28 protein-coding genes are annotated in these 22,584 nt (G+C 40.2%); 5 read left to right on the forward strand and 23 right to left on the reverse strand.

Annotation, left to right across the window (positions count from 1 at the left end; translation table 11 throughout):
• Positions 1–69: 69 nt before the first annotated feature.
• The 5 genes from AC559H_RS21175 to AC559H_RS21195 form a co-directional block, all read right to left on the reverse strand.
• Positions 70–1,863: an N-acetylmuramoyl-L-alanine amidase family protein gene (locus AC559H_RS21175; RefSeq protein ID WP_026795019.1), complete on the reverse strand. Its 1,794-nt coding sequence runs from the start codon at positions 1,861–1,863 to the stop codon at positions 70–72.
• A gap of 159 nt (positions 1,864–2,022) precedes the next feature.
• Positions 2,023–2,433 (reverse strand): Npun_F0494 family protein, encoded by a 411-nt coding sequence (locus AC559H_RS21180; RefSeq protein ID WP_026795018.1) that lies wholly within the window; start codon positions 2,431–2,433, stop codon positions 2,023–2,025.
• Between the two features lie 57 nt (positions 2,434–2,490).
• Positions 2,491–2,724 carry a hypothetical protein gene (locus AC559H_RS21185; RefSeq protein WP_026795017.1) on the reverse strand — a complete coding sequence of 78 codons (234 nt, stop codon included), beginning with the start codon at positions 2,722–2,724 and terminating at the stop codon, positions 2,491–2,493.
• Between the two features lie 309 nt (positions 2,725–3,033).
• Positions 3,034–3,330, reverse strand: coding sequence for a ferredoxin (locus tag AC559H_RS21190; protein ID WP_026795016.1), 297 nt, complete (start codon positions 3,328–3,330; stop codon positions 3,034–3,036).
• A 299-nt stretch (positions 3,331–3,629) separates the two neighbouring features.
• Entirely contained in the window at positions 3,630–3,938 is a 309-nt protein-coding gene (locus AC559H_RS21195; RefSeq protein ID WP_026795015.1) for a 2Fe-2S iron-sulfur cluster-binding protein, read from the reverse strand.
• Between the two features lie 231 nt (positions 3,939–4,169).
• On the opposite strand from AC559H_RS21195, the gene AC559H_RS21200 reads away from it, so the two are divergent.
• The gene (locus AC559H_RS21200; protein ID WP_026795014.1) at positions 4,170–5,192 is read left to right on the forward strand and encodes a Gfo/Idh/MocA family protein; all 1,023 of its coding nucleotides are present in this window, start codon (positions 4,170–4,172) and stop codon (positions 5,190–5,192) included.
• Between the two features lie 109 nt (positions 5,193–5,301).
• On the opposite strand, the gene AC559H_RS21205 is transcribed toward AC559H_RS21200, so the two are convergent.
• From AC559H_RS21205 to AC559H_RS21230, 6 genes are all read right to left on the reverse strand, one after another.
• Entirely contained in the window at positions 5,302–5,541 is a 240-nt protein-coding gene (locus tag AC559H_RS21205) for a hypothetical protein (RefSeq protein WP_027249809.1), read from the reverse strand.
• Between the two features lie 78 nt (positions 5,542–5,619).
• Positions 5,620–6,147: a helix-turn-helix domain-containing protein gene (locus AC559H_RS21210; RefSeq protein ID WP_237745540.1), complete on the reverse strand. Its 528-nt coding sequence runs from the start codon at positions 6,145–6,147 to the stop codon at positions 5,620–5,622.
• A gap of 61 nt (positions 6,148–6,208) precedes the next feature.
• Entirely contained in the window at positions 6,209–7,081 is an 873-nt protein-coding gene (locus tag AC559H_RS21215) for a DUF4351 domain-containing protein (protein WP_026795013.1), read from the reverse strand.
• 107 nt (positions 7,082–7,188) lie between these two features.
• Positions 7,189–7,713 (reverse strand): hypothetical protein, encoded by a 525-nt coding sequence (locus AC559H_RS21220; RefSeq protein ID WP_026788358.1) that lies wholly within the window; start codon positions 7,711–7,713, stop codon positions 7,189–7,191.
• A 95-nt stretch (positions 7,714–7,808) separates the two neighbouring features.
• Positions 7,809–8,780: an adenylate/guanylate cyclase domain-containing protein gene (locus AC559H_RS21225; RefSeq protein ID WP_026795012.1), complete on the reverse strand. Its 972-nt coding sequence runs from the start codon at positions 8,778–8,780 to the stop codon at positions 7,809–7,811.
• A 98-nt stretch (positions 8,781–8,878) separates the two neighbouring features.
• The gene (locus AC559H_RS21230) at positions 8,879–9,445 is read right to left on the reverse strand and encodes a pentapeptide repeat-containing protein (protein ID WP_026788360.1); all 567 of its coding nucleotides are present in this window, start codon (positions 9,443–9,445) and stop codon (positions 8,879–8,881) included.
• 254 nt (positions 9,446–9,699) lie between these two features.
• Here AC559H_RS21230 and AC559H_RS21235 point away from each other — a divergent pair, with 254 nt between their 5' ends.
• Both AC559H_RS21235 and AC559H_RS21240 read left to right on the forward strand, forming a co-directional pair.
• Complete coding sequence (locus AC559H_RS21235) at positions 9,700–9,993, forward strand: HU family DNA-binding protein (RefSeq protein ID WP_026788361.1); 294 nt, start codon at positions 9,700–9,702, stop codon at positions 9,991–9,993.
• A gap of 270 nt (positions 9,994–10,263) precedes the next feature.
• Positions 10,264–11,151 (forward strand): alpha/beta fold hydrolase, encoded by an 888-nt coding sequence (locus tag AC559H_RS21240; protein WP_042155191.1) that lies wholly within the window; start codon positions 10,264–10,266, stop codon positions 11,149–11,151.
• Between the two features lies 1 nt (position 11,152).
• Here AC559H_RS21240 and AC559H_RS21245 read toward each other — a convergent pair whose 3' ends face one another.
• The 7 genes from AC559H_RS21245 to queF form a co-directional block, all read right to left on the reverse strand.
• Positions 11,153–12,313 (reverse strand): amino acid ABC transporter permease, encoded by a 1,161-nt coding sequence (locus AC559H_RS21245; protein ID WP_026795011.1) that lies wholly within the window; start codon positions 12,311–12,313, stop codon positions 11,153–11,155.
• 76 nt (positions 12,314–12,389) lie between these two features.
• Positions 12,390–13,478 (reverse strand): amino acid ABC transporter substrate-binding protein, encoded by a 1,089-nt coding sequence (locus tag AC559H_RS21250; protein WP_026795010.1) that lies wholly within the window; start codon positions 13,476–13,478, stop codon positions 12,390–12,392.
• A gap of 232 nt (positions 13,479–13,710) precedes the next feature.
• Positions 13,711–13,941: a hypothetical protein gene (locus AC559H_RS21255; RefSeq protein ID WP_026795009.1), complete on the reverse strand. Its 231-nt coding sequence runs from the start codon at positions 13,939–13,941 to the stop codon at positions 13,711–13,713.
• A gap of 373 nt (positions 13,942–14,314) precedes the next feature.
• Complete coding sequence (locus tag AC559H_RS21260) at positions 14,315–14,857, reverse strand: tetratricopeptide repeat protein (protein WP_026788365.1); 543 nt, start codon at positions 14,855–14,857, stop codon at positions 14,315–14,317.
• 124 nt (positions 14,858–14,981) lie between these two features.
• A complete protein-coding gene (rplT, locus tag AC559H_RS21265) occupies positions 14,982–15,338 on the reverse strand; it encodes a 50S ribosomal protein L20 (protein ID WP_026788366.1) in 357 nt (118 codons plus the stop codon).
• A 37-nt stretch (positions 15,339–15,375) separates the two neighbouring features.
• Positions 15,376–15,573, reverse strand: coding sequence for a 50S ribosomal protein L35 (rpmI, locus tag AC559H_RS21270; protein ID WP_071782700.1), 198 nt, complete (start codon positions 15,571–15,573; stop codon positions 15,376–15,378).
• Between the two features lie 69 nt (positions 15,574–15,642).
• A complete protein-coding gene (gene queF, locus AC559H_RS21275) occupies positions 15,643–16,077 on the reverse strand; it encodes a preQ(1) synthase (protein ID WP_026788367.1) in 435 nt (144 codons plus the stop codon).
• A 157-nt stretch (positions 16,078–16,234) separates the two neighbouring features.
• Here queF and AC559H_RS21280 point away from each other — a divergent pair, with 157 nt between their 5' ends.
• Positions 16,235–16,846 (forward strand): hypothetical protein, encoded by a 612-nt coding sequence (locus tag AC559H_RS21280; RefSeq protein WP_026788368.1) that lies wholly within the window; start codon positions 16,235–16,237, stop codon positions 16,844–16,846.
• A gap of 280 nt (positions 16,847–17,126) precedes the next feature.
• Here AC559H_RS21280 and speD read toward each other — a convergent pair whose 3' ends face one another.
• The 3 genes from speD to AC559H_RS21295 form a co-directional block, all read right to left on the reverse strand.
• Positions 17,127–17,546 (reverse strand): adenosylmethionine decarboxylase, encoded by a 420-nt coding sequence (speD, locus tag AC559H_RS21285; RefSeq protein ID WP_026788369.1) that lies wholly within the window; start codon positions 17,544–17,546, stop codon positions 17,127–17,129.
• A gap of 101 nt (positions 17,547–17,647) precedes the next feature.
• Positions 17,648–18,703 (reverse strand): pentapeptide repeat-containing protein, encoded by a 1,056-nt coding sequence (locus AC559H_RS21290; RefSeq protein WP_026795008.1) that lies wholly within the window; start codon positions 18,701–18,703, stop codon positions 17,648–17,650.
• Positions 18,704–18,932: 229 nt separating this feature from the next.
• Positions 18,933–19,232 carry a hypothetical protein gene (locus tag AC559H_RS21295; RefSeq protein WP_026795007.1) on the reverse strand — a complete coding sequence of 100 codons (300 nt, stop codon included), beginning with the start codon at positions 19,230–19,232 and terminating at the stop codon, positions 18,933–18,935.
• Positions 19,233–19,531: 299 nt separating this feature from the next.
• Here AC559H_RS21295 and AC559H_RS21300 point away from each other — a divergent pair, with 299 nt between their 5' ends.
• A complete protein-coding gene (locus AC559H_RS21300; RefSeq protein WP_026795006.1) occupies positions 19,532–20,587 on the forward strand; it encodes a glycoside hydrolase family 10-like protein in 1,056 nt (351 codons plus the stop codon).
• An 85-nt stretch (positions 20,588–20,672) separates the two neighbouring features.
• On the opposite strand, the gene AC559H_RS21305 is transcribed toward AC559H_RS21300, so the two are convergent.
• On the reverse strand, positions 20,673–22,130 hold the full coding sequence (locus AC559H_RS21305; protein ID WP_036833053.1) for a hypothetical protein: 1,458 nt from the start codon (positions 22,128–22,130) through the stop codon (positions 20,673–20,675).
• Position 22,131: 1 nt separating this feature from the next.
• Positions 22,132–22,575: a hypothetical protein gene (locus AC559H_RS21310; protein WP_026795004.1), complete on the reverse strand. Its 444-nt coding sequence runs from the start codon at positions 22,573–22,575 to the stop codon at positions 22,132–22,134.
• Between the last annotated feature and the right edge of the window lie 9 nt (positions 22,576–22,584).

Consider the following 22,584-nt stretch of genomic DNA (forward strand, 5'->3'; position numbering starts at 1 on the left):
ATGGCGTAGCTGTCGTAGATTAATCATAACCTAATTCAGCAACGCCACTTTCCTATTTTGTATTCCTTGCTATTGAGTTTTTCCGACCCATTCTACTATACCATCCGCTAAGGTTATTGCTAGTTTTTGTTGTTCTTGAGGGTTAACAATCCATTCAAATTCTTCGGGATTAATCATAAATCCTAATTCCAATAACAGGGATGGGGCAACGGTCGGACGAGTTAAGGCTAAATTATTCCAAAATACGCCATAGGAAGGACGGTCAAGTTTGTTAACTAAATATTCATGTAAAAACACAGCTAAATCGTGGGCTTGAGGGTTATACCAAAAGGTACTAAGCCCTTTTGTTTCGATGGCATTTCCATTATCAGGTAAGGCGTTATAATGAATAGAAATTGATAGATCTGGTTCCTGTTGATTAATCATTTTCACCCGATCTTGAGGGTACAAATCTTCATCACCGTTGCGGGTCATAAATACCGATGCACCGCGTTTAATTAGTTCGGCTTCTAATAGTTTAGAAACCACTAAATTAACATCTTTTTCAGGATATCCCGTCGGCCCTTTTGACCCTAAATCATTGGGGCTACCATGACCGGGATCAATTAAAATTTTTAACCCCGATAAGGGTAAATTCGATTGGAGTTGGGGGGGATTTTTCAGAGATAAAACTAAAGTTGTACCCTCATAACGGAGTTTATAACCCCATTGTTGTTTGGTTTTAAAATGAAATGTATATTGCACCGCATTTTGTGATTCTCCGAGGGGAGATAAAATCGGTTGCCAATCCATACGCGAAATTAAGGGATTATCATTAAACCGAATCGTATCGGTTTTTGCTGTTGTGTTATGCAGGGTTAAAGTTAAACTCTGATCCTCTTGTTTAACAGTGATTGGTACTGGTACTTGTAGGGGAAAAAAAACCTCTAACCAATCGCCAACTTGACGAGAACTAGCACTTCTAATTACGGAATTAGGGGGAACTGACTCGCTGGTGATCCGGGTTTCACTGGCTTTAATCCACCCCCCATAATCAAGACGTAAATAATCTCCTTGTCGTCCGATAATCGTGGCACGGGTTCCCTTGGGTAAAGGAGTTAAACGGGAATGATCGCTACTGGGGCCAGTGCGGGCTACCCCTTCATCTACAATGACTTCAGCTACTTCAAATTGAATCGGAGAGAGAACAGAAATTTTTCCCGTTGCCAGTTGGGTAATGGTTTGATTATTCAGGGTTAATTGATATTTCGGTTGACCTAAATCCAAGGAGTTTTGGGAAGCAGAAAATGACAAATTCTCAGCAATTTTTCCACATCCTTGATATTTTAAGGTATCAGATTTTATGGGTTGATTAGTTCCGGTTAAAACCGCTTTGTTATCGGGTAATTCTAATCTCTGAGACTGGGGAGATAAAGATAGAATTTGTCCGGCTAATTCAACAGAAACCGTTGATTTTTCCGGGGCGATCGCACTAAAACAAATTAACTCCCCCGGAAGGATGGCCAGATTCTCGGAGGGAGTCAATGAATCATTGAAAAAGCTGACCGGATCTAAAGAATTTGCTTCCGTCGCAATTCGAGTAATATTAAGTTTGATTTTTTGATCTTTGTAGCGTAGAATAAAATTGTTTTCCCCAAGTTGCAATGGAAATGTGGGTGCAAAGTGACCAGCTTGGCTTCGGGGAATTACTTGACCATTAATTGAGACTTCTCCATCGGGTGTTGCTGTTCCAATCAAAAAAATACGATCAGATGTTGTTTTGTGATCTGGTGGCGGATAGGCAATATATAAAGGTTGTTCCGCCACTGTTGAAGATACCAAAGCCATACTGATTAGCGTCGTTAGTCCTAGCATTTGTTTCATTTTACTAATCACGGGCTTTCTTCCTGCCATTTGATCCATCAATCCTAAATTTTAATCCACTTAGGGGGGTCTAATTTTTCTGACCCCACAAGTCAGATAGGATTTAATTCTATCTGGCTTTAGGGTGCTGTTTTAAAGCATACCCCTGTTTTTGTTTTTTCAAAAGGCAAATCGCAACCAACGATTGAGAGTGTTGATAGAGCGATCGCACAAAGAAGGCTGGGGTATGCCTTGATTTTCACTTTCCCATTGGTCGATTAATTGCCGACCCAGGGGAGTGAGGCGAAAACTATCTGTAATCCCCTGACCATCAACTTCTCGACGCAGCACCCCCACCTGAATCAGCCATAATAGGGTATTTTCTGCGGCTAGTTCGGTTAGGGCGATGCGGGTATAGGTAGAATTGACTCCAGACTCCCCGGCAATTCCAGTCAGACTGACACTGTTAAACCGGATCGTGGTGAACAGTAGCAGTTGAAAGGGAGAACACCGGATCGCCCGTTCAGCCCGTTTTAAGGTGCGTTCAGAATATTGAATTGAAGACTTACCAGGAGATTCCAAAACGGTCATAACGCTCGTATGGGATAATTTTGACGTTCTTTTTGTTACTGTATCCCATCTCAAGGGTTAAGAGCGAAAGAATTGATGGCGATATAATACCATCTCACCGTGGTCGGGAACCCAAGCCACCCATTCATCCTCAGTCACCTGACATAAGAGCAACGCCTGATCATGGCTATAGGGATTGGGTTTTTCCCGCATCTGTACCCAGGTAGAGGGATTAAATTCCGAGGCATACCCAACAATAGGTTGCCATTGGGGTTGAACCTCTGTATCCGCTTGTTTGAGATTAAGTTTCATAATTTTTTGTCCCTTATCAACCGTTAATATTCAAGTTCTAGGGGTCTGAACCTGAAAAATAAAATTATTTCTGTATTCAGAGTTACATAATTATCGATATAATCCAAGCTCCTGTTGCAGAACTTAACGTTGGGATTCCAGGTCAGGAATAAAAGTTGACATCCTCCCGACACAATCAGCGAAGCGTTAGTGCGGGTCTTCTTACTCCGATTTTTGATAAAAACTCTAAAAAAATCACCACCACCACTAATCACCCAAGGATTTAGTGGCGATGGAATCAATAAGGTTGAACTTTAAATCCAGAACAAATTAATATAAATCTTCCTCTTTATCCGTCTCAATTACACAATCGGAAGTGGGGTAAGCTACACAGGTTAAGACATATCCTTCTTTAATTTGGTTATCATTTAAGAAAGCCTGAGACGATTGGTTAACCGTACCGGATACTATTTTACCTGCACAGGTAGAACAAGCACCAGCACGACAAGAAGATGGTAGTTCTAGTCCGGATTCTTTTGCTACATCTAAAATGAACTCATCATCAGGGACTTCAATCGTATTTTCGTCGCCTTCTTTACTTCTCAGTGTGACTTTGTAAGTAGCCATGTAGTGATCCTCTCACGAATTTTGATAAAAACTCTAAAAATCCCCGACAGCAAGCAAAATCTTGATTAGGATTTGTTGACATCGTGGAATTTTTTCCTCTTTAGACAGTACGAAAAAAAGCCAACTTTGTAAATTTTAAGGCGGGTTGGGGGTCAGATTAACAGGTGAAGTCAGGGTAGTGAAGTAACTAAACTCTTAATTTCTAAAAACCCAACTTCAGCCCGTCAATCCCTTATGAATTCAAAGACTAACGCCGATAATACCCATCACCGTTGAACTTTGAACAGACACGCCAATGACTAGGCTTGCAAGTCTTGCATTTCTTCTTCTTGGTTAGTCAGGATCACAAGATCAGAAGTGGGGTAAGCCACGCACGTCAAAACGTATCCTGCATCGAGTTGCTCATCCTCTAAGAAATTCTGATCGTCTTGGTTGACTGTACCGGAAATAATTTTAGCTGTACAGGATGAGCAAGAACCTGCACGGCAGGAATAGGGCAGATCCATACCTTCGTCGTCTACCGCCGCATCCAAAATATAGACATCATCAGCGACTTCAATGGTTTTATCGCCCTCTGGAGTTTTCAATGTGACTTTATAACTAGCCATGTAGTGTTCCTCTCGTTAATTTCGATAAAAATATAAAAATCCCTTATACAAGTCAAAAGCATTAATGGGCTTTTGCTTGCATCACAGATTTTTTTCACCTCTCGATATTAGGAGAAAAAGCGGAAGTTGTAAAACCTTGTCAACCTAGATTTAGAATGGGATTTATTATAAATTTTTCTAATTACATCTTGATTACTTATATCTAGCTCCCTTGTCCCTAACTCTGTTATCATGACTCAATCTTTATTTTTTTCTGTTGGTAAGGCTTCCCATCCCCTGCAAGTGGGCATCGTTGGTACTGGATATGTGGCAAAAATGCGGGCGGCGGCTTTAATTGCTGATCAGCGATCGCAGCTTGTGGCCGTTACAGGTAATACCCCGGCCTCGACAATTGCCTTTAGTCAAGAATTTGATGTCACGGTATCTGCATCCTGGGTTGATTTAGTCGAACGGCCAGATATTGATCTGGTGATCATTTCTACGGTTAATCGAGATCATGGCAAAATTGCCCGTTATGCTTTAGAACATGGTAAGCACGTCGTTGTTGAATATCCCCTGAGTTTAGATCCCGATGACGCAGAATCTTTAATTACTCTGGCGCAAGAGAAAAATAAACTCCTCCACGTTGAACATATTGAACTCTTGGGGGGACTGCACAATGCCATCAAAGCGTCCCTGGCGGCTATTGGTCAAGTCTTCTATGTCCGTTATGTCACTATTAACCCCCAACATCCGACCCCCCCTAAATGGACATATCAGCCGTCTTTATTTGGTTTTCCCATGACTGGGGCTTTGTCCCGTTTGCATAGATTTACTGATTTATTTGGGACGGTAGCTAGTGTCAATTGTCAATCCCAATATTGGGATATTGAACCGGATCTTTATAAAGCCTGTTTATGTAATGCTCGGTTAACTTTTAGTAATGGTATCCTGGGAGAGTGTGTTTATGGGAAAGGGGAAGTTTTTTGGCAGTCTGATAATACTTTTACCCTCTATGGTGAACAGGGAACCTTAATTTTTACTCCCGAAAAGGGTCAACTAATTCAAAACGATAATATTCAAAATATTGAGGTAGCTTCTCGTCGAGGATTATTTGTTAAAGATACCCAGATGGTTTTAGATTTTCTCTATGAAGGAAAGCCGCTTTATATTACGCCAGAAGCGAGTTTATATACCCTAAAAGTTGCTGAGGCGGCGCGACATTCCAGTTTATTAGGGGAAACTGTCAAGATTCATTCTGATATGAAATCTTGAAATCGGTGCTACATAAGTTCCCTAAACCATGCGTAGAGACGTTGCATCCAACGTCTCTACTTAATCATTAATGTTGTAAAACTCTCCCCAATTTGGGCTATTTTTAGATCTATCCCTGACTCAAAATATCTATAAACTCCTGCACAATCTCATCGGGTTCTTGATTGCACCGATTACAGTCATAATAGTGGATAATACAGATACCCTGAGTTTCAAAAAGGCGATCGCGCCCTTCAACTTTTGCTATATTAGGTTGTGATAATAATTCCAGAATCCCCCATTTACCTTGATTAAAAATTAGAAAGTTTGCTTCTTGATTTTGTCTACCTTCTGGTGTTGTCAGACGCACTTTAGCATTAGGAAAAAAAAGAATATTGGCACGATCCAGTGCTTCAGCTATTTTTATTTGTTCTTCGCAGTGGAAATGCTAATTATTCCAGAGATAAATTTTTTCTTCTAGGTTAGAGTGAGTTTGGTGATTATTTTCTGCTTCAGATTGTATGATTTTTTCTAGGGAGTCAGTGTTATTGTCTGGTAATAATACTTGCTCTAAATCTTGCTGACATGAGACAGGTTCACTAAAGTTTGTAAATAATAGTCTTGTTCCACTTAAACTCGCTAAATTTAATGTTGCGCCAGTTAGATTTGCGCCACTAAGATTAACTTCTATTTCCTGAGTTCGATGCAAATTTATTTGATTTCGTCGCAAGTATCGCTTAAAAACAGACTGTAAATTATTTTTTTTTACCTTTTCGTCAAAAGCGTCTGAGAGTTGTTTCCAAAGTTTAGCAGCAATGGCTTTTATGTATTCATCATCATACTTGGAAAGTTTAGCAATTTCTTGATATGAACATCTCCCTTCCCAACATTGTCTAAATATTAGCTCTTGTACGTCGTTTAAGCATTCGCCATCGAGGACAACTTCTGCGATCGCAAGAGCTTCATCAACGGTCATGGGTTAAATGTCCTTAAAGTATTAGGTGCAGTTTTAAACAGATGAACCTCTATTCTACCCATTAAGGTTGATGTTGATTCAACCAATTTTCTAAATCCGTTGCTTCTGAAAAATCCAGAAGTGCTTCCCCTAAATTCTCTAATTCTTCTACAGATAGGGTCTGAATTTGTTCTTGTATTGTAGGAGCGATCGCACCGAGTCGTCGCGTCAACTGGCGAGTGACAAATGACATCGCCTCCCGTTGTCTTCCTTGTTGCAGACCTTGTTGTCTTCCTTGTTGGAGACCTTCAAGGAGACCATCTTCCCGAATTTCTTGGTAAATGACAGACTCGCGCATAGTTTCCTTCCTAAATAGTTGTCTGATTAAGTTTTTTTCAAACCTCAAACCCGCAAGAACTTGAGTACAAGCGAGTAGATCGGCTTGTTGTGATGGTTCTTCAATTGTAGCAATTTGATTCGCTATTTGCTCTAGCAATGTTCGGGGTGAGTTGGTTTGAGATAATGTCGCAAAGGGTAGTAAAGCGGGGACGGATAGCAATAAATCGGGGTCTTGTTCCCACAGGCGAATCACTCGGTAGCAGTGTTGGGTGTTTGTGTCTGTATACTCAGATACAAAAGCCTGTTCTGAGGCTGTTTGCTGTAAAAAGAGTACAACTTGAGTTATAGAACAAGAGTATTGGCGCTTGAGCCTGACGTAGTAGTCAAGTATTCTGAATGGGAGCGGAGGGTTGGAATAGGATAGGGTTTGAAATTCCAGATGCAGAATTTGGTTATCGGTTTGTAAAAAGGTGAGAGAATCAGCGCGGATAGGCTCTTGAATTAGTTCAGTTTTGAGTACCTGAATGCTGGTAGGTTGCTCAAGGGGGAGCAGCCATTGGACAAAAGCATCTGGGAATTTTTCAGCAAGATATTTACAAGTGTTGTCGTAGGCCAAGGAAGTTCGGTTGAGAAATAGGTGTGAATTGTGATGATATTAATATTATCAAAAACAGGTCTGATACAGAAACCGGGTTTATGAAAAATAAAACCCGGTTTCTTGGGTTATTTATGTTTTTCCAAGTATTTTTGTACTCCTTTCCCCATATCTATTAAATTGGGTTCGAGTTTACTTCCTAAGATTTGTTCAAATAAACTGGCTAATTGAGTCTTGAGAAAATCGGGAACTCCATCTATTTTATTCGGGTCTAATTGAATTTCGCCTCTGGTTTGAATTAGGGTGTGGTTTTTATCCTCTAAAAAGGTGTTTTTCCCTGAACATTGGAATGCTTCTGTAAAGGCTTGGGTTTTAATTTGCCAATCTAAGGTAAAGTCTTGATTATTCCAAGTGTCGTATTCTGTCCAACGGAGTTTATCCTGTTTTAATATATTCTCAATCAGTGCGGGAATATCTTCATCCGATTGCCAATCATAAACAGTATAAACCTTATCGGCTTCTACTCGATGAGAGACTAATTTAACATCATTTTTATTGGGTAATGAGTTGACCACATCCATTAAATTGTCTCTGTAGGTACTAAAAACCAGGGGACGAGGGAAGGGAATTTTGATGTCGGTGACAAGTTTCATAATTAATCAGGTAAAATATTCTAACTTAGTATTATACACGTTAAAAAGATTAGGAATAGAAAGAAGGAAGAATTAAAATATAGTCGGGTTCAGCTTTATGATTTGGGTTCCAAAAACTCATCTAAATTGTCAAAAGTTCCGCCATAGGTAATTGTAGGGGTATCATAGCCTTTCAGATTAACAGTATATTGTTGAAAATTTTGTTCAGGACAAGCCTGGGCTAGATATTTATAGGTAGTTTCTCCTAATGCAATATCCATACCAATTTCTTTAGTCGAAGATTCTAAACGAAATGCTGCATTTACCGTATCTCCCAAGGCTGTATAATCAGCAGTACCACCGCTTCCGGTATTTCCGACCATGGCATATCCGGTATTAATACCAGCACCCACTCGTAACGGGAAAGGCAAGGGATAATTATTACTCAGTTCTAGGGTAATTTTATGTAATTGACTTAATGCTTTAGCAATTTTTAACATTTCTTGGGGAGTGACTCCTTGAGTTCCATGAAACCAAACGGCCATAATCGCATCGCCAATATATTTATCTACCCAACTGCCATTTTCTCGAATAATTTGTCCGGCGTGACGAAACCAAAGACCGATAACTTCTGATAAAATCCGTTCATCTAATTGTCTAGTTAATACGGTAAAATCCCGAATATCCATCACCATGACTGATATCAAACGACGGACAGTTAATGTGGCGGTAAAATCTTCAGATTCGGGTTCGGAAGGGTCAGTTTCTTGAGTGACATCAGGACAATAGAATTCTAATTCCATTTGTCCGAAAACAATATGATCTCCATTATGAAGGGTAACCGGAATTGTTACCCGCCGACCATTGACAAAAGAACCATTTCGACTCCCTAAATCAATTAAAAAAAACTCTCCATTTTCCATGCGTTGTAACATGGCATGGTTACGAGACATCCATCGGTCTTTGACGACAAAAGTATTGTCCTCACTGCGACCGAATGTCCAGTAATTTTTACCCATTAGTGGTAAATAGCGATTACCACCTTCGGTATGTAAGACTAAATGGGGAGTTGGTTCCAAGGTCAAAATCACTGGATAGAGAGCATTGGGGGATTAAAAAGCCACACCGAATATTGCCACAATTTTGAGGGGCTGGGTGCGGAGGCCAAGTCCGCACGTTCAAGGGTCTAGCACTGAGTCACCGAAAGCTCCGATTTAGATAAAATTGCTCCTTGCTGTTGCAGGTAACTGAGTAAATCTAAACTTATATTAATTGCACCCGTCAAATTAGCGTCCTGAACCGTTGAATCCTTGAAATTAGCATCTTTCAAATTAGCTCCTTTGAGGTTCCCATGATTCAAATTCGCTTCCACCAAATCGACTTTTAATAAAGTGGCTCGACTCAGATCAGCATAACTCAAATTTGCCAAGGATAAAGTTGCCCCACTCAAATCCGCCCCACTCAAGTCCGCTCCACTCAGGTCAGCCCCGGTCAAATCCGCTCGGGTCAGGTTAGCCCCACTGAGGTTAGCTCCACTTAAATTAGCACAGTAGAGATTAGCACCAACGAGATCGGCATTGTATAAATTCACCCCAATCAAGTTAGCCCGAAATAGGTTAGCCCGAAACAGGTGACATCGAAATAGACTGGCCCCACTCAAGTCAGCATTATTAAAATCAGCCCGAAATAGGTCTGTATCCCGAAAATCCCGCTTTCCAGAGGCATAAGCCATCAAAAGTTCTTCAGCCGTCATATTTGATCTTTTCAAGTCTAGGGTTTATTCTATTGTCACCCAAAAATAGGCTATCAAGCCCCGTCCTTCTACTTAAGCTTTGAATCTCCCAAATTCTATTCGTAAGAGTGTCAAAACTCCCTCAAATCAATGCTAATCTCTACAAAAGTGGTAAATTGGTGTTTTGTCAGAAGGCATCAGAATTTTAAAGACGGATGGTTCAGCCGTTTCTGCATTTGCAGACTTGCTCACATAATTTATGAGGTTCATATCAGATGAATAAAGAACAACTGGTTCAAGCCACAGCCATTAAAGCTGGTGTTACTAAAAAACAAGCGGATTTGATTGTTTCAGCCATTTGTGAGTCCATCATGGAAGCGGTGGCGGATGGGGAAAAAGTGACTTTGGTGGGTTTTGGGTCATTTGAGGCCAGAGAACGTAAAGCCCGTGAGGGTCGTAACCCCAGTACGGGTGCACCCATGACCATTCCGGCGACCACTGTTCCGGTGTTCTCGGCAGGTAAGGCCTTCAAAGAGTTGGTTTCAGGGGTTTCTGACGAAGTGGCTTAAGCCCTGAGTCGAATTGTCCTTATTTTCATCGAAGAATCTGAGATTATTCCGGTTTTGGTTTAACGTTTTTTTGCTATTGCAATTTTTTATAACTTTTCCCACGCTATACTAATTTTTTTGGCGTGGGATTATTGTTAAAATGGGACTCAAACTTGATCCGGTTATCTTAACACTCGGAGAGTGACAGAAATGGATAGATAGTTTTGGATAGGTTTAACGGAGAGGATAGTAGATTAACGAAAAAAGTACATTTCAAGATACGATAGGATTATGGCTACTATCGATATCCATGGCGTAAAACATAGTTACGAATTGACATCACCAACCTCATCGGGTGATGTACTTGTGTTTATTCATGGGTGGCTACTGAGTCGTCACTATTGGCAACCCGTAATCGACCTGTTAGCCCCCGAATATCAATGTTTATCCTACGATTTACGGGGATTTGGCAATTCTCAATTGTTGGCGGGAAACCCATCACACGCTATTTATACCCCCATTTCCTACGCCGAAGATTTAGGGATTCTATTACAAACCCTGAATATCAAAAATGCCTGGTTAGTGGGTCATTCCCTGGGGGGGACGATTGCGCTTTTAGCAGCAGATAAACTCTCGAAACAGGTGAAAGGCGTTATTTGTATTAATGCTGGGGGAGGAATTTACCTGAAAGAAGAATTTGATAAATTTCGTTCCGTGGGAGAAAAAATTGTTAAATTCCGCCCCCGATGGTTGTGTTATTTACCTCTGTTGGATTTAATCTTTACCCGTGCTCAAGTGGCTTGTCCCATCACCCAACGCTGGGGACGCCAAAGGTTAATTGATTTTGTCATCGCCCATCCCGAAGCCGCATTAGGGGCGTTATTAGATTCCACTACTGAATCAGAAGTTCATCGTTTACCCCAGGTGGTTTCCCAACTTAGCCAACCTGTTTATTTTTTGGCGGGATGCCAAGATTTAATTATGGAGCCTCAATATGTTCGCCATTTAGCCAGTTTTCATTGGCTATTTCGTCAGGGGGATAACAATGTGATTGAAATTGACAATTGTGGGCATTTAGCTATGCTAGAACAGACTAATATTGTTGTTGATCATATCAAAACTATTATGAATCAGTGTTGTATTCGGAAAAAGATTGAAGATGATTTTCTTGACCATTAATTTATCTTTCTTGCAACTGAACACTGCGGTTTAATTGGTTCATTCCTAAAGAAATTAATAAATTAATTGTCAGGTAAGTTCCCATAATAATTAACATGACTTCAATCGCTTTTCCGGTTTGATTAAAAGTAGTTGTGGCAACATTATAGATATCCGCATAAGCAACGGCGATCGCTAAACTGGAGTTTTTTACTAAGTTTAAATATTGACTATTTAAGGGCGGAATAATCACCCGCAGGGCTTGGGGAAATACCACTAACTGCATGACTAAACCGGATTGTAAACCCAAGGAGCGAGCCGCTTCCCATTGACCTTTGGAAACAGATTGAATCCCCGCCCGCACAATTTCAGCAATATAAGCCGCTGTATAAACTACTAAAGCGACTAACAGGGTTGTAAATTCAATCGTAAGCCTTAATCCTCCTTCTATATTATTGGTTGTGGGATTAAATATTGGAGTTTGCCAATTTAATCCGATAGTTAATGTTAATAAAGCAATCAAACCAATTATCCCCAAAGTGATCAATTGAGTTTGTCCAGATTCTCCCCTTTCGATCATGAGTTTTAGGCGTTTTTTTGATATAATGAAGGCTGCGATCGCAGAAATCACTAAAACCCCAAATCCAATAATTCCTTGCATTCCCGACGGCCAAGGCATAAAAATTCCTTGCTTAGACAAGAAAACTGCATTAAAAAAACTGAAACTTTCTTTAATCTGAGGAAGCTGCACAAAAACCCCATACCAAAAAACTAACTGTAATAATAGAGGAGTATTTCTAACAATTTCGACATAAATAAACGATAATTTACGCAAAAGCCAATTATCAGAAAAACGGGCAATACCAACAGTAATTCCCAATAAAGTTGTGAGAATAATTCCAAAAAACATTACCCGCAGAGAATTTAATAATCCGGCGAATAAAACCCGAATATAAGGATCTGTCGGAGTATAGGGAATTAAACTATCGAGAATATTAAATCCCGCCGATGTTCCTAAGAAACTAAAGCCAAAACCACTTCCAGTTTGTCTGAGACTGCGATTTAGGTTTCCGCCCAAAAGAGCAAATACACTCACCACAATCACAATCACTAAAACCTGCAAAGCAATTCGCCAAAATCGGTCATCTCGCCAAAGAGGAATTTTCTGATCTCTATTGCTCATATATTATTTATCAAGTATCAATATTATTAGTGTAGAGACGTACCATTGTACGTCGCTACATAGCTATTAACTGACTTTAGCGTAAAGGAGGAGAATACATCAAACCCCCATTTGTCCATAGGGCATTTTGTCCCCGGGGCAGTTTAAATTGTGAACCTTGACCTAAATTGCGTTCGTAAACTTCACCATAATTGCCAACAGCTTTAACCGCATTAGCCGCAAAATCATTACTTAATCCAGCACCTTTACCGAGGTCGCCTTCTGTTCCTAAAAATCTTTTAATATTAGGGTTATCACTGGTTTTGAGTTGATCCACATTCCCTTGATTAATTCCTAATTCTTCCGCCTCAATTAAAGCATAAGTTGTCCATTTCACCACATCAAACCAAGCGGAATCATTATTAACTGTTACCGGGCCCAGGGGTTCTTTAGACATCGTAACATCCAAAAGAACATGATCGTCGGGATTAGGGAGGGTACTGCGACGGGCAACCAATTGGGACTTATCGGATGTCATCCCTTGACATCGACCTTCTACATAAGCAGCATAAGCCGGGTCAGCTTGCTGAAAGGTAACGGTTTCAGCCTTGATATTTCTTTGACGCAGGGCATCAGTTAGGTTCAGTTCGGTAGTTGTTCCCGCCTCAACACAAATAGCTTTACCTGCTAAATCTTCCAATTTAGTAATCCCACTATCTTTAGCAACCATCATCCCCTGACCGTCGTAGAATGTAGTCGGGGCGAATTCTAAGCCAACGGAGGTATCACGGCTAATTGTCCAGGTGGTATTTCGAGAAAGTATATCGACTTCCCCCGATTTTAAGGCTTCAAATCGTTCTGTAGAATCCAAATTTCGATATTCAACCGCATTCGGATCACCAAAAACGGCGGCGGCCAGGGCTTTACAGATATCCACATCCAGACCCGAATATTGGCCAGTTTCATTCACAAAGCTGAATCCGGGAATTTTGCCATCAACTCCACAGATGAGTTTTCCCCTTTGCTTGACAATATCAAGACGACTTTGGCCTGTTCCTCCTTTAGCAGCCGTTGAGTCTCCCCCAGAGGAAATTGTAGCAGTGTTCGTAGGATTCGATGATTCACAGGCTGTTAGGGATGCAACTAACAATAGGGTTGCTACCAGTAAAGAACCAAATTTGTTCATAGTTTTATATTGTAGGTGTATGAGTTAGACAAGTTGACAAACCATAACCGTATTGAGGTGATTCACCCTCAAGGAGCGACCTCAAACGCTTTCATCTTACCAAAGAAATGAGTCTAATCACTTTTAGACAGTGGAGTGTCAACTTAATCTGATAATTTTCCATACAACCCTTTAAGAAAGATGCCCCCATAGTTATACTTTCACAGAATTTGAAACTATTGGAATATGGAGGTTAAGCCGAAGCATCTCCAGATAGGCGGGCTTCTGCCATATCTCGAATTAAAGCAATCCGAGAGCAGATATAATCCTTTAAGAGATCGGCTTCTTTAGCGTTAATGCCAGCTTGTTTTTTCAACTGTTTGACTAAACACTGGACAAGACTCGCATCATCAAGATCAACCAAAGTGGATGCTTGAGTAGTTTCTACCAGTGACCAAAGTTGACGAAGCATTGTAGGAGTCATAAAATCTCCGATGGATGCAGTTTTGTTAGTTTCTATACAGAAAATAACAGTGTTTTTCTGAGTGACTTAGAAAGTGCCTTCGCCATTTAGGAGAAGGCTTAATACTTTCTTCAAATTTCAAGAATAACCGAGTTTTCTCAAATTGCAAGCAAAAATATACAAGATGTCACAACAGGTACAATTCTCTTAATCCTTTGCATTAAATCTTGACAAATATAGCAGGGAACACCGGAACAGCCCCCCCAAACCCTGCGTGCACGGGGGGGCTAGGGAACAGGGGGAAAAGACTTCACCGTCTGGGTTCCAACATCCGTCTGGTGTCCTAACACCCCAGGCACGGTTGCTATACCTCCCCGACTCCCCCTATTTCCCCTTACTTAGTTGATTCTGAGGGAATTCCAACTCGTTTGCGTAGGGATTGGGCCCGATATTTTGCAGTTTGATTATCGGGATCGTTTTTTAATGTTTCTTCGTAGGCCTCTAAAGCCTGGGCTGTTAGCTTTTTCTTTTCGTAGGCATAACCCAAATTATTAGAAGCGGAGGGGTAAATGGGACTTAACTTTAAGGCTTCTTTATATTGACGAATGGCAATATCGTATTGTTCTTTAGCTAGATGAGCATATCCTAACGCATTATAAATCATGGCTAGGTTTTCAGGAGCTTCATCTTCCCCGGCTTTTAAGGCTTTTTGTAATACGGTAACGGCTTGGGAATAGAGTTTTTTATCATTATAAATACTTCCTAATTCATAGTATTCCTGTGCGTTTCCCTGTTCTTTTGATAATTTAGTTTGTAGATCAAAAAGGGTGCTTTCTATCCGACGGGTTTTAATAATTTGACGAATCACAAAGACAATGGCGGCTGCCAGTAACCCCACTAACAGTAATAAATAGGCAATGGGAAGGTTCTTATCCATAATTTTAAAAAGGAGAGTTTTTTCAACACAAAGGTGAAGGATCGAATTAAATCTATCCTTCACCTTAGCTAACAATGGGCAATTTTGTCTATTCAGTTGAACAGGCGGTTTTAAGTGGTTAAAACTACTTGTTTGCACTCTTGGCAAGATCAACGACTTTCCCAAAGGTTTGAGGATCTAAAACAGCAAGTTGAGCTAACATTTTACGATTCAGTAAGATATCGGCTTTTTTCATATTGCCAACTAACTGACTATAGCTAATTCCGTTAATCCGAGCCGCGGCATTAATCCGAGTAATCCACAACCGTCTAAAATCCCGTTTGCGGTTACGACGATCTCGATAGGAATTTCTCAACGCCTGCATGACTCTCTGATTCGCGGTGCGGAAGTTAGTAGACTGACAACCCCGAAATCCTTTGGCAAGTTTCAGTATTTTTTTGCGGCGTTTGCGAGCAACATTACCGCGCTTAACTCTGGTCATTTACGTTTGTTTCCTTTAATAAAATTCGTTTAGAGGCTTACAAATAGGGCAGCATCAAACGCACGTTATCTGTTTGAGTCTCACTCACCAGCGCCATCTTAGACAGATTCCGTTTGCGAGCGGAGCTTTTATGCTGTAACAAATGGCTTTTGTAAGCCTTACGACGCACGATTTTTCCGCTACCAGTAACTTTAAATCGTCTGGCTGCGGATTTCCGAGTTTTGAGTTTGGGCATGGATTCGCCTAAATTCGACACAGCCTATAATTCTATCATAGGAGTTGATATTCTCACAAGTCCTGAGTTTTAGAGTTTGGGGTTTAGCTTCTCGTGTTCGACTTCAACAACCGTATGCACATTACCCCTGGGGTTAAAATCCCCTCTAATGCTGACTTCTAAGGGATCGACAGCGGCAACAAAATCATCTAAAATCTGGTTTATCGATTCTTCGTGGGAAATATAGCGATCGCGGTAACTATTAATGTACAGTTTGATCGATTTTAATTCCACCACCCGCTCATTGGGAAGATATGTTAAATAAATCTTGGCAAAATCGGGATATCCAGAAAAAGGACATTTACAGGTAAATTCGGGTAAGATAATCTCAACGAAATAGCGACGACCAATTCTAGGATTAGGAAAGGTAATCAATTGTCCTTCCTCGATTTCCCGTTCACCATATTTTGATGCTTCTGGACTGGCGGTGGCAGATTCTGTGGGTTCGGAGTAAGAGTGGCTCATAGTTAGGATTCAACAGTAACTCTTTAAAGTGTAGTGATGGCAGGGTGAATTTTTCTGCAATTGCTGGAAAAAATTCGTTCAAATAGTTCTAATCACAGGTATTGTAAAACATAATAAGTTTCTAATAAAATGTTCACCCTCAATTACAAGTCGTCCTATGCAAAATGCTGACGCCTCTAGTCCTAATCCGTCAGTGGCATCGAGTAACTACTCTCCATCAATTCCCATTTCTATCTATCGGGAAGTTACGGCGGAGTTGCAAACCGTTCAATCTCAACTCCAAACGCTCAAAACCCAAAATCAACAGCTAACCCAGCAAAATCAACAACTTAGGCAAGAATTAGAAAACGTTGTGCAATCTGCCATTGGGTTGCACCAGGCTATTAATAAAGCTCAAGGCATCAGTCAGGGGAAAAAATCCCAAGTTTCATCCCCAGGGGCTAGTTCTTTTAGCGTTGAAATTCCGACCCATCTCGGAGCCGCTCCAACTACTTCCCCCATGATGGAAATTTCCCCCTCAATTAAACTTGAACCGAGGGGAAATGAACCCAGTTTTCCGTTTTCTGAGTCTCCCAAACCCCCATTAATTCCAGAAATAGCACAACCTTTATTTACAGAACCAACAGAGGCCCGGTTACGCCCGATGTCTAAATCTCAGCGTTCTGAATTGAGCGGGTTTTGGTTAATTATATCAATTGTTTTGATTGTAGTAGTCGCCTTTGGTGCTGGTTATTGGATTGTTCGTCCTCTGTTGAACCAACAGCGCTAGTATGAGAGGTAATAGGTAATAGGTAATAAGTAAGCGGAAGGAAAACCCTCCGCCAATACTATTTCTGAAGTTGTAGATATTAATGCAACTTTCTAAGAATTAATCAGCTTATCGAGTGGCTGTAATGTAGTTTCCAGAAGGGACATTGATTGTGTTAGCTCGGTGTTGGTATTAATAGTTTCACTATTGAATTTTAGGAAATTATCAATACCAACGGAAGGATGAGAAACACAATCCTTTGTTTCGATTTGACTTGACTCGGATAACCGATGAACGGGTTCTAACCGCGAGTTCCAGTTTCAACTAAAGTTGCTAAAGATTCTTCGCTAATTGAATCTGGGATCTCAGTCTCGTCGGGTTCATAACCGCGTTTGAATTCTCTCGATCTTACCTGTTTGGCTTGAAGCGCGGTTTCTAGAAACTTAATGGCTCGCTGAGGATTGCCTGCTCCACAAAAGAATAAGTCAGCAGCGAAATAGCCTAATTCTGGCCAGGTGTGAATGGCAATGTGAGACTCAGCCAAAGTGGCTGTTGCAGTTACTCCGTGAGGACTAAACTGGTGTACACATAAGTCGATGAGGGTAGCCCCCCCAGCAGAAATTGCATCAAGCATCGCGCGACGGATGCGTTCAGGATCGTTCAGAAGTTCTGCAGGACACTGCCAAGCGTCAACGACCAGATGGGTTCCCAATTGTTTCATTCTTCGGGTTTTACCTCCACCCTAAAGTGTATCAAACCCTCCCATCATATCACACCTTTTCAGAAATTGTGCAAGAGTTTTATCGAAACCGCTCAGAATCTCTAAGAATAGCTGGCTCCGTTGGGCAGAATTGCTCCTTCGAGGCTGGCTGGGTTCAGGTTATCAATATTGAGACTCGCACCGATTAAGTTAGTCGCACAGAGATTAGCTCCGGTTAAATTTGCTCCTTTGAGGGAAGTCAAAAGCAGTCCGGCTCCGGTGAGATTAGCATGGCTCAAGTTCGCCCCGCGCAAATCGGCTCCTAAGAGCGTCGCACCTTCTAAGTTGGCGCCACTGAGGTTAGCCCCGCGCAAATTAGCCTTAGTCAAATCGCTGCGTCTTAAATCAGCATTCTGTAAGTTTAAACCGTTTAAATAGGTATCTTTAAGATTTGTGTCTTGGAGGCAAGCTCCTTTTAAGTTGGCTCCGTTTAAGTTACTGCCACTTAAATCCGCCCCTTGTAAGTTAGCAACTGAGAGGTTAGCCACACCCAAATTAGCCTCCCGCAGACTAGCCTCGCTCAGATCGGCATGACTCAAATTAGCCCCACTCAGATTACCTTGATTTATGTAAGCTCGGACTAATTTAGCATGACTTAAATTAGCACCACTGAGATCAACTTCAGTTAAAATGGTTCGAGTTAAGTTAGCACCACTTAAATTAGCGCCGCTTAAAATTGCTCGGCTGAGGGTTGCCCCGACTAAAATTGTATCGTTGAGTTTGCAACCATTTAGGAGACAGGCTGAAATTAAACTGGCTCCGGTGAGGTTTGCCCCAGTTAAGTCTGTTTCGGACAAAATCGCACCACTGAGCATAACTCCACTCAGGTCAGCATTGCGTAAAATACTATTGGTCAGACTGGCTCCACTGAGATTGGCTTCAACTAGAACGGCCATGGTGAGGTTAACTTGACTCAAATCAGCCCCATTGAAATTCGCTCCAATTAGGCGGGCGCGAGATAAATTAGTCCCTTGTAAGTTGGCATTACTAAGATTAATTCGATTCAAATTTTCCTGTTTCAAGCAGGCTACCATCAGATGGATACCGCTAAAATTTCTCTCTCCTGTAGCATATCGAGTTAATAACTTATCGACATCGATGCTTTCATTAGCCTTCATAAAAAATGAACGGTTTTATTTAATGTGTAAATAGTGGAAAATGACCACGAATTGCTTTAACGCAGTTCATGGCAAGGGAAAAAATGCCAAATAATGCTTATTAGTCTGTGATCATAGATAAATCAACCTAGATCAGATTCAGTCTAAATTCTTTGTGGGAATCTAACTGTATCGGACGTTGCTACTTAACTACATTCAGGTGAATGGCTAACCCCAAAGTGAATCGGGCTTAACTGGTATCACCCGCAATATAGGTGTATTGGGCGATTAATCGCCAGATTATTGCTAAACAGAATTGCTGAAAATCATAGTGCGGCTGAAGTGGAATATCCCGCAGCATATATAAAATAATACAAGAACGAAAGTGCTGAGAAGTCTTAGATAGGACTGGATAACCCTTGATTTGGGATAACCCAAAAACGGGTAAACTAACCGAGCTTGGGTCGAATGTCGGTTTCAGATGAAAACGACGGGCTAAAAGTCTAACCCGGAAGAAACTCCTCCATCGCTGTTGATTTGGGATATTCATAGGATGTTTTAATCCTAAACCCCCCTTCTTCCTAATCCTACGAGAGTTTAGGCAAAACTGCCTTCCCTTGAGAGTTAGGGGATTTTTGTGGGTTAGGATCAAAGATTAACTGATCTTTTTGCCTCGATTGATCAAAATTGTTTCTTAAACTAATCATAATCGCTGGAGGCTCAACTCGGCAATGTGGGTTTTTCAAGTTAGGTTGGATCTGAGTCAAACTAAAAGTGTTAAGGACTGAATCACTAAACCGGGAAAGCCTCCATACTAAGATTAAAGTGTGATCGCTTTCAGGAGGTTTTATGGAAATTCGCGGTGTCTGGTTAACTAATACGGATAGTCGAGTTATGTTTTCTCGACAGACCATTGCTGAAGCGATGGAATTCTTGGTGGAGACGGGTTTTAATGTGGTGTTTCCGGTGGTTTGGAATAAGGGCGTAACTTTGTATCGCTCTCAGGTGATGGCTCAAACCTTTGGGATTGAAATTGATTTCTATTCTAAGGGACGTGACCCGTTACAAGAAGTGATTGAGGAAGGTCATCGAGTTGGGTTGAAAGTAATTCCTTGGTTTGAATTTGGATTTGCGAGTTCTTATCAACAAAATGGGGGCCGAATTTTATCTCAAAAACCTGAGTGGTCGGGGATTAATTCCACGGGGGGATTAGTTGCTAAAAATGGGTTTGAGTGGATGAATGCTTTTGACCCAGAAGTGCAGAATTTTGTTCTAAGTTTAGTCTTAGAAGTGGTGAGAAAATACGATATTGATGGGATTCAGGGTGATGACCGGATGCCTGCTATGCCCTCGGAAGGAGGATATGATCCGAAAACAATTGCTCTTTATCGGGATGAATTTGGGCGTCAACCTCCGAGCTATCATAAAGACCCCCAATGGGTACAATGGCGGGCGAATATTCTCACCAATTTTTTAGTTCGTTTGCGTCGAGAAGTTAAGGCAATTAAACCCCATTTGATGATTTCTATGGCTCCAAGTGTTTATAAATGGGGTTTAGATGAATATTTACAGGATTATATTGCTTGGATTGATCAAGATTTAGTTGATTGGATTCACCCTCAGTTATATCGGCGCAATTTTTGGAGTTATAAAGGGTTAGTAGATCAATTGGTTGATGTGCAGTTTAGGGATTGGCAGTTACCTAAACTTTCTCCAGGGATTTTAGCAAAAATCGGTTCCTATTGCATTACGGCGGATGATTTATTGAAGTCAATTGACTATAATCGGTTTAAAGGAGTTCAGGGAGAAATATTTTTCTTTTATGAAGCCCTAAGATTGAATAATAATGCCTTGGCTACAGCCTTGAAAAAAGGCCCCTATGCTATTCCTGCTAAATTGAGATAGGGGAAAGCCAGGGGAGCAGGGGGTAGGAGGAGCAGGGGATGTAAACTCCTTCTATTACCCATTAGTAATTTGTAATTCGTAATTTCTAGGTCTTTTTGTTTTTAAAGATTTTACCAATGCCAAATGTGAATAAACCCGATAATAACGCAACTATAAAACTAAGGGCAAGGGATATTCCAAAGGTTATAAAGGGATAATCAGTCGCATATTGATTTAATAATAGACCGGAACTAGAGCCTGTAATTCCTCCCGCACTCATACCTGTACCGACGGCTAAAATGGTGATTTGCAGGTCATAATTGTTTTGTTTTTCCCATTCTTCCTGACGGTGTTGGTTTTCGGTTTGTTCAATTTCTGTAATTCCCCGAATAGATGCGATCGCTCGATCTACTAAAGTAGAACCCTCAACAAAATAGTTGAGTTGATCATTAATTCGTTCTTGAAAATATTGACTATCCTGATTAATAAAACCGAGAAAAAAATCTAAGTTCTGACTATAATTAATTAATGATTTCTCTTTTAATTTCCGTTGAATTGTTTTTAAAGTTTGTTGATAATTTTTACTATTAATTGCAATTGTATTTCTATAATGTTTTAAATTACGGAGGGTTTGAGAATAGGTAAAATCTTGCTGAGACAAAATTTTAAGTTTTTGTTTAAGCAACTTTAAGTCTTTTTCATTTAAAAAAGATTCATCTGTTATTTCCTGATTTAAAAACTCATTTAAACTCTTGATTTCCTGTTCAATTTTACCATAATAATTAAAGGCTTTTTCATATTGTTTGAGGCTTTCTTGGTAGGCGGTAATCACTTTATTACGATAAAAAAATAAATCAATAAATTCAGAATAACAATCAATAAAATCTTTACTGCTTTGATTCTCTGTAAATAACCAAATTAAAATATGACAGTAATGAATGTCTGAAGAATCAAGATTGATTTGACTTAAATTATCATATTCAAAAATAGGACTTCCAAATAATTCTCCCTGGTTTTGTAGAGGAGGACGTTGTTGATTATTCGGGATAAATTCTTCTAAGCATTTTTGAGCTAAAATTTCTAAATCTTCAATTGAGCTTTGTTTAAATTCCTCTGGAATAAAAGCAGTAATTAATAAAGTTTGTCCGAGGGAACTATCAACAAATTTGGGTAAAAATATCTGACCTCGATTAATTTTTCGGAAAAAATCTAACGATATTTCTTCTGTTTTTTTGCCGTTTTCCTGTTCGGGACGACGTAAATTAAAGGCTACAGCATAACTATCATGCAGACATTGGGGATAAATCCTTCCAGCAATTGGGGTTTCACTATTAGGGAGTTTCCCGTATATTTTAATCAGTGAATTTTTGGATTTTTCGGAAACTTCATCATCATATTGAGCAAGATTCAACCGTTCTGAAAAACGTAGTTTTTCCAATATTTGATAACACTTATCAAAAAGTTTTTGAGGGTTTTCAACTCTATTATTGCCATCATCCCTTAAGACTTTCCAGAGATGAAAGGCAAATAAATGTAAATTGGGAGCATAAACTTTTTCTATCATCTTAACGATTAATCCATTTGCTTAAAATTTGCTTAATATAATCCAGAATAGGAACTTTAACCTGGCAATCTTCGCTACTTTCAGGAGCAGGTATAATTAAAGTGCTGACTTCAGAATAGGAATTTTCTGATTGAGAATATTCTGAGGTTTCGAGTTGAAAATTAGGAATAATCCAGCGACCGTTATGGGGATCAGAATCACTAATTTCATCGAGTTCTTTTCGAGATTTTCCCTTCTTAGCTTGATCGTATAAATCTAACTGTTGCTCATGATCTCCACACCATTTTTCAATAGAATTTGCAGCTTGTTGAATTTGATCAAGGTTTAACTTTTCCAATTGTTCTAATAATCGGGTTAAACTAGATTTATCCTGATCTTGAAGAATGGGAGGTTGAATTTCTAACAGTTCTAAAAAACAAACTAGGGTTTCAATAGAGTCTTGCATAATTTATTC

Source organism: Planktothrix prolifica NIVA-CYA 540, from assembly GCF_963864145.1.
Lineage (GTDB): Bacteria > Cyanobacteriota > Cyanobacteriia > Cyanobacteriales > Microcoleaceae > Planktothrix > Planktothrix agardhii.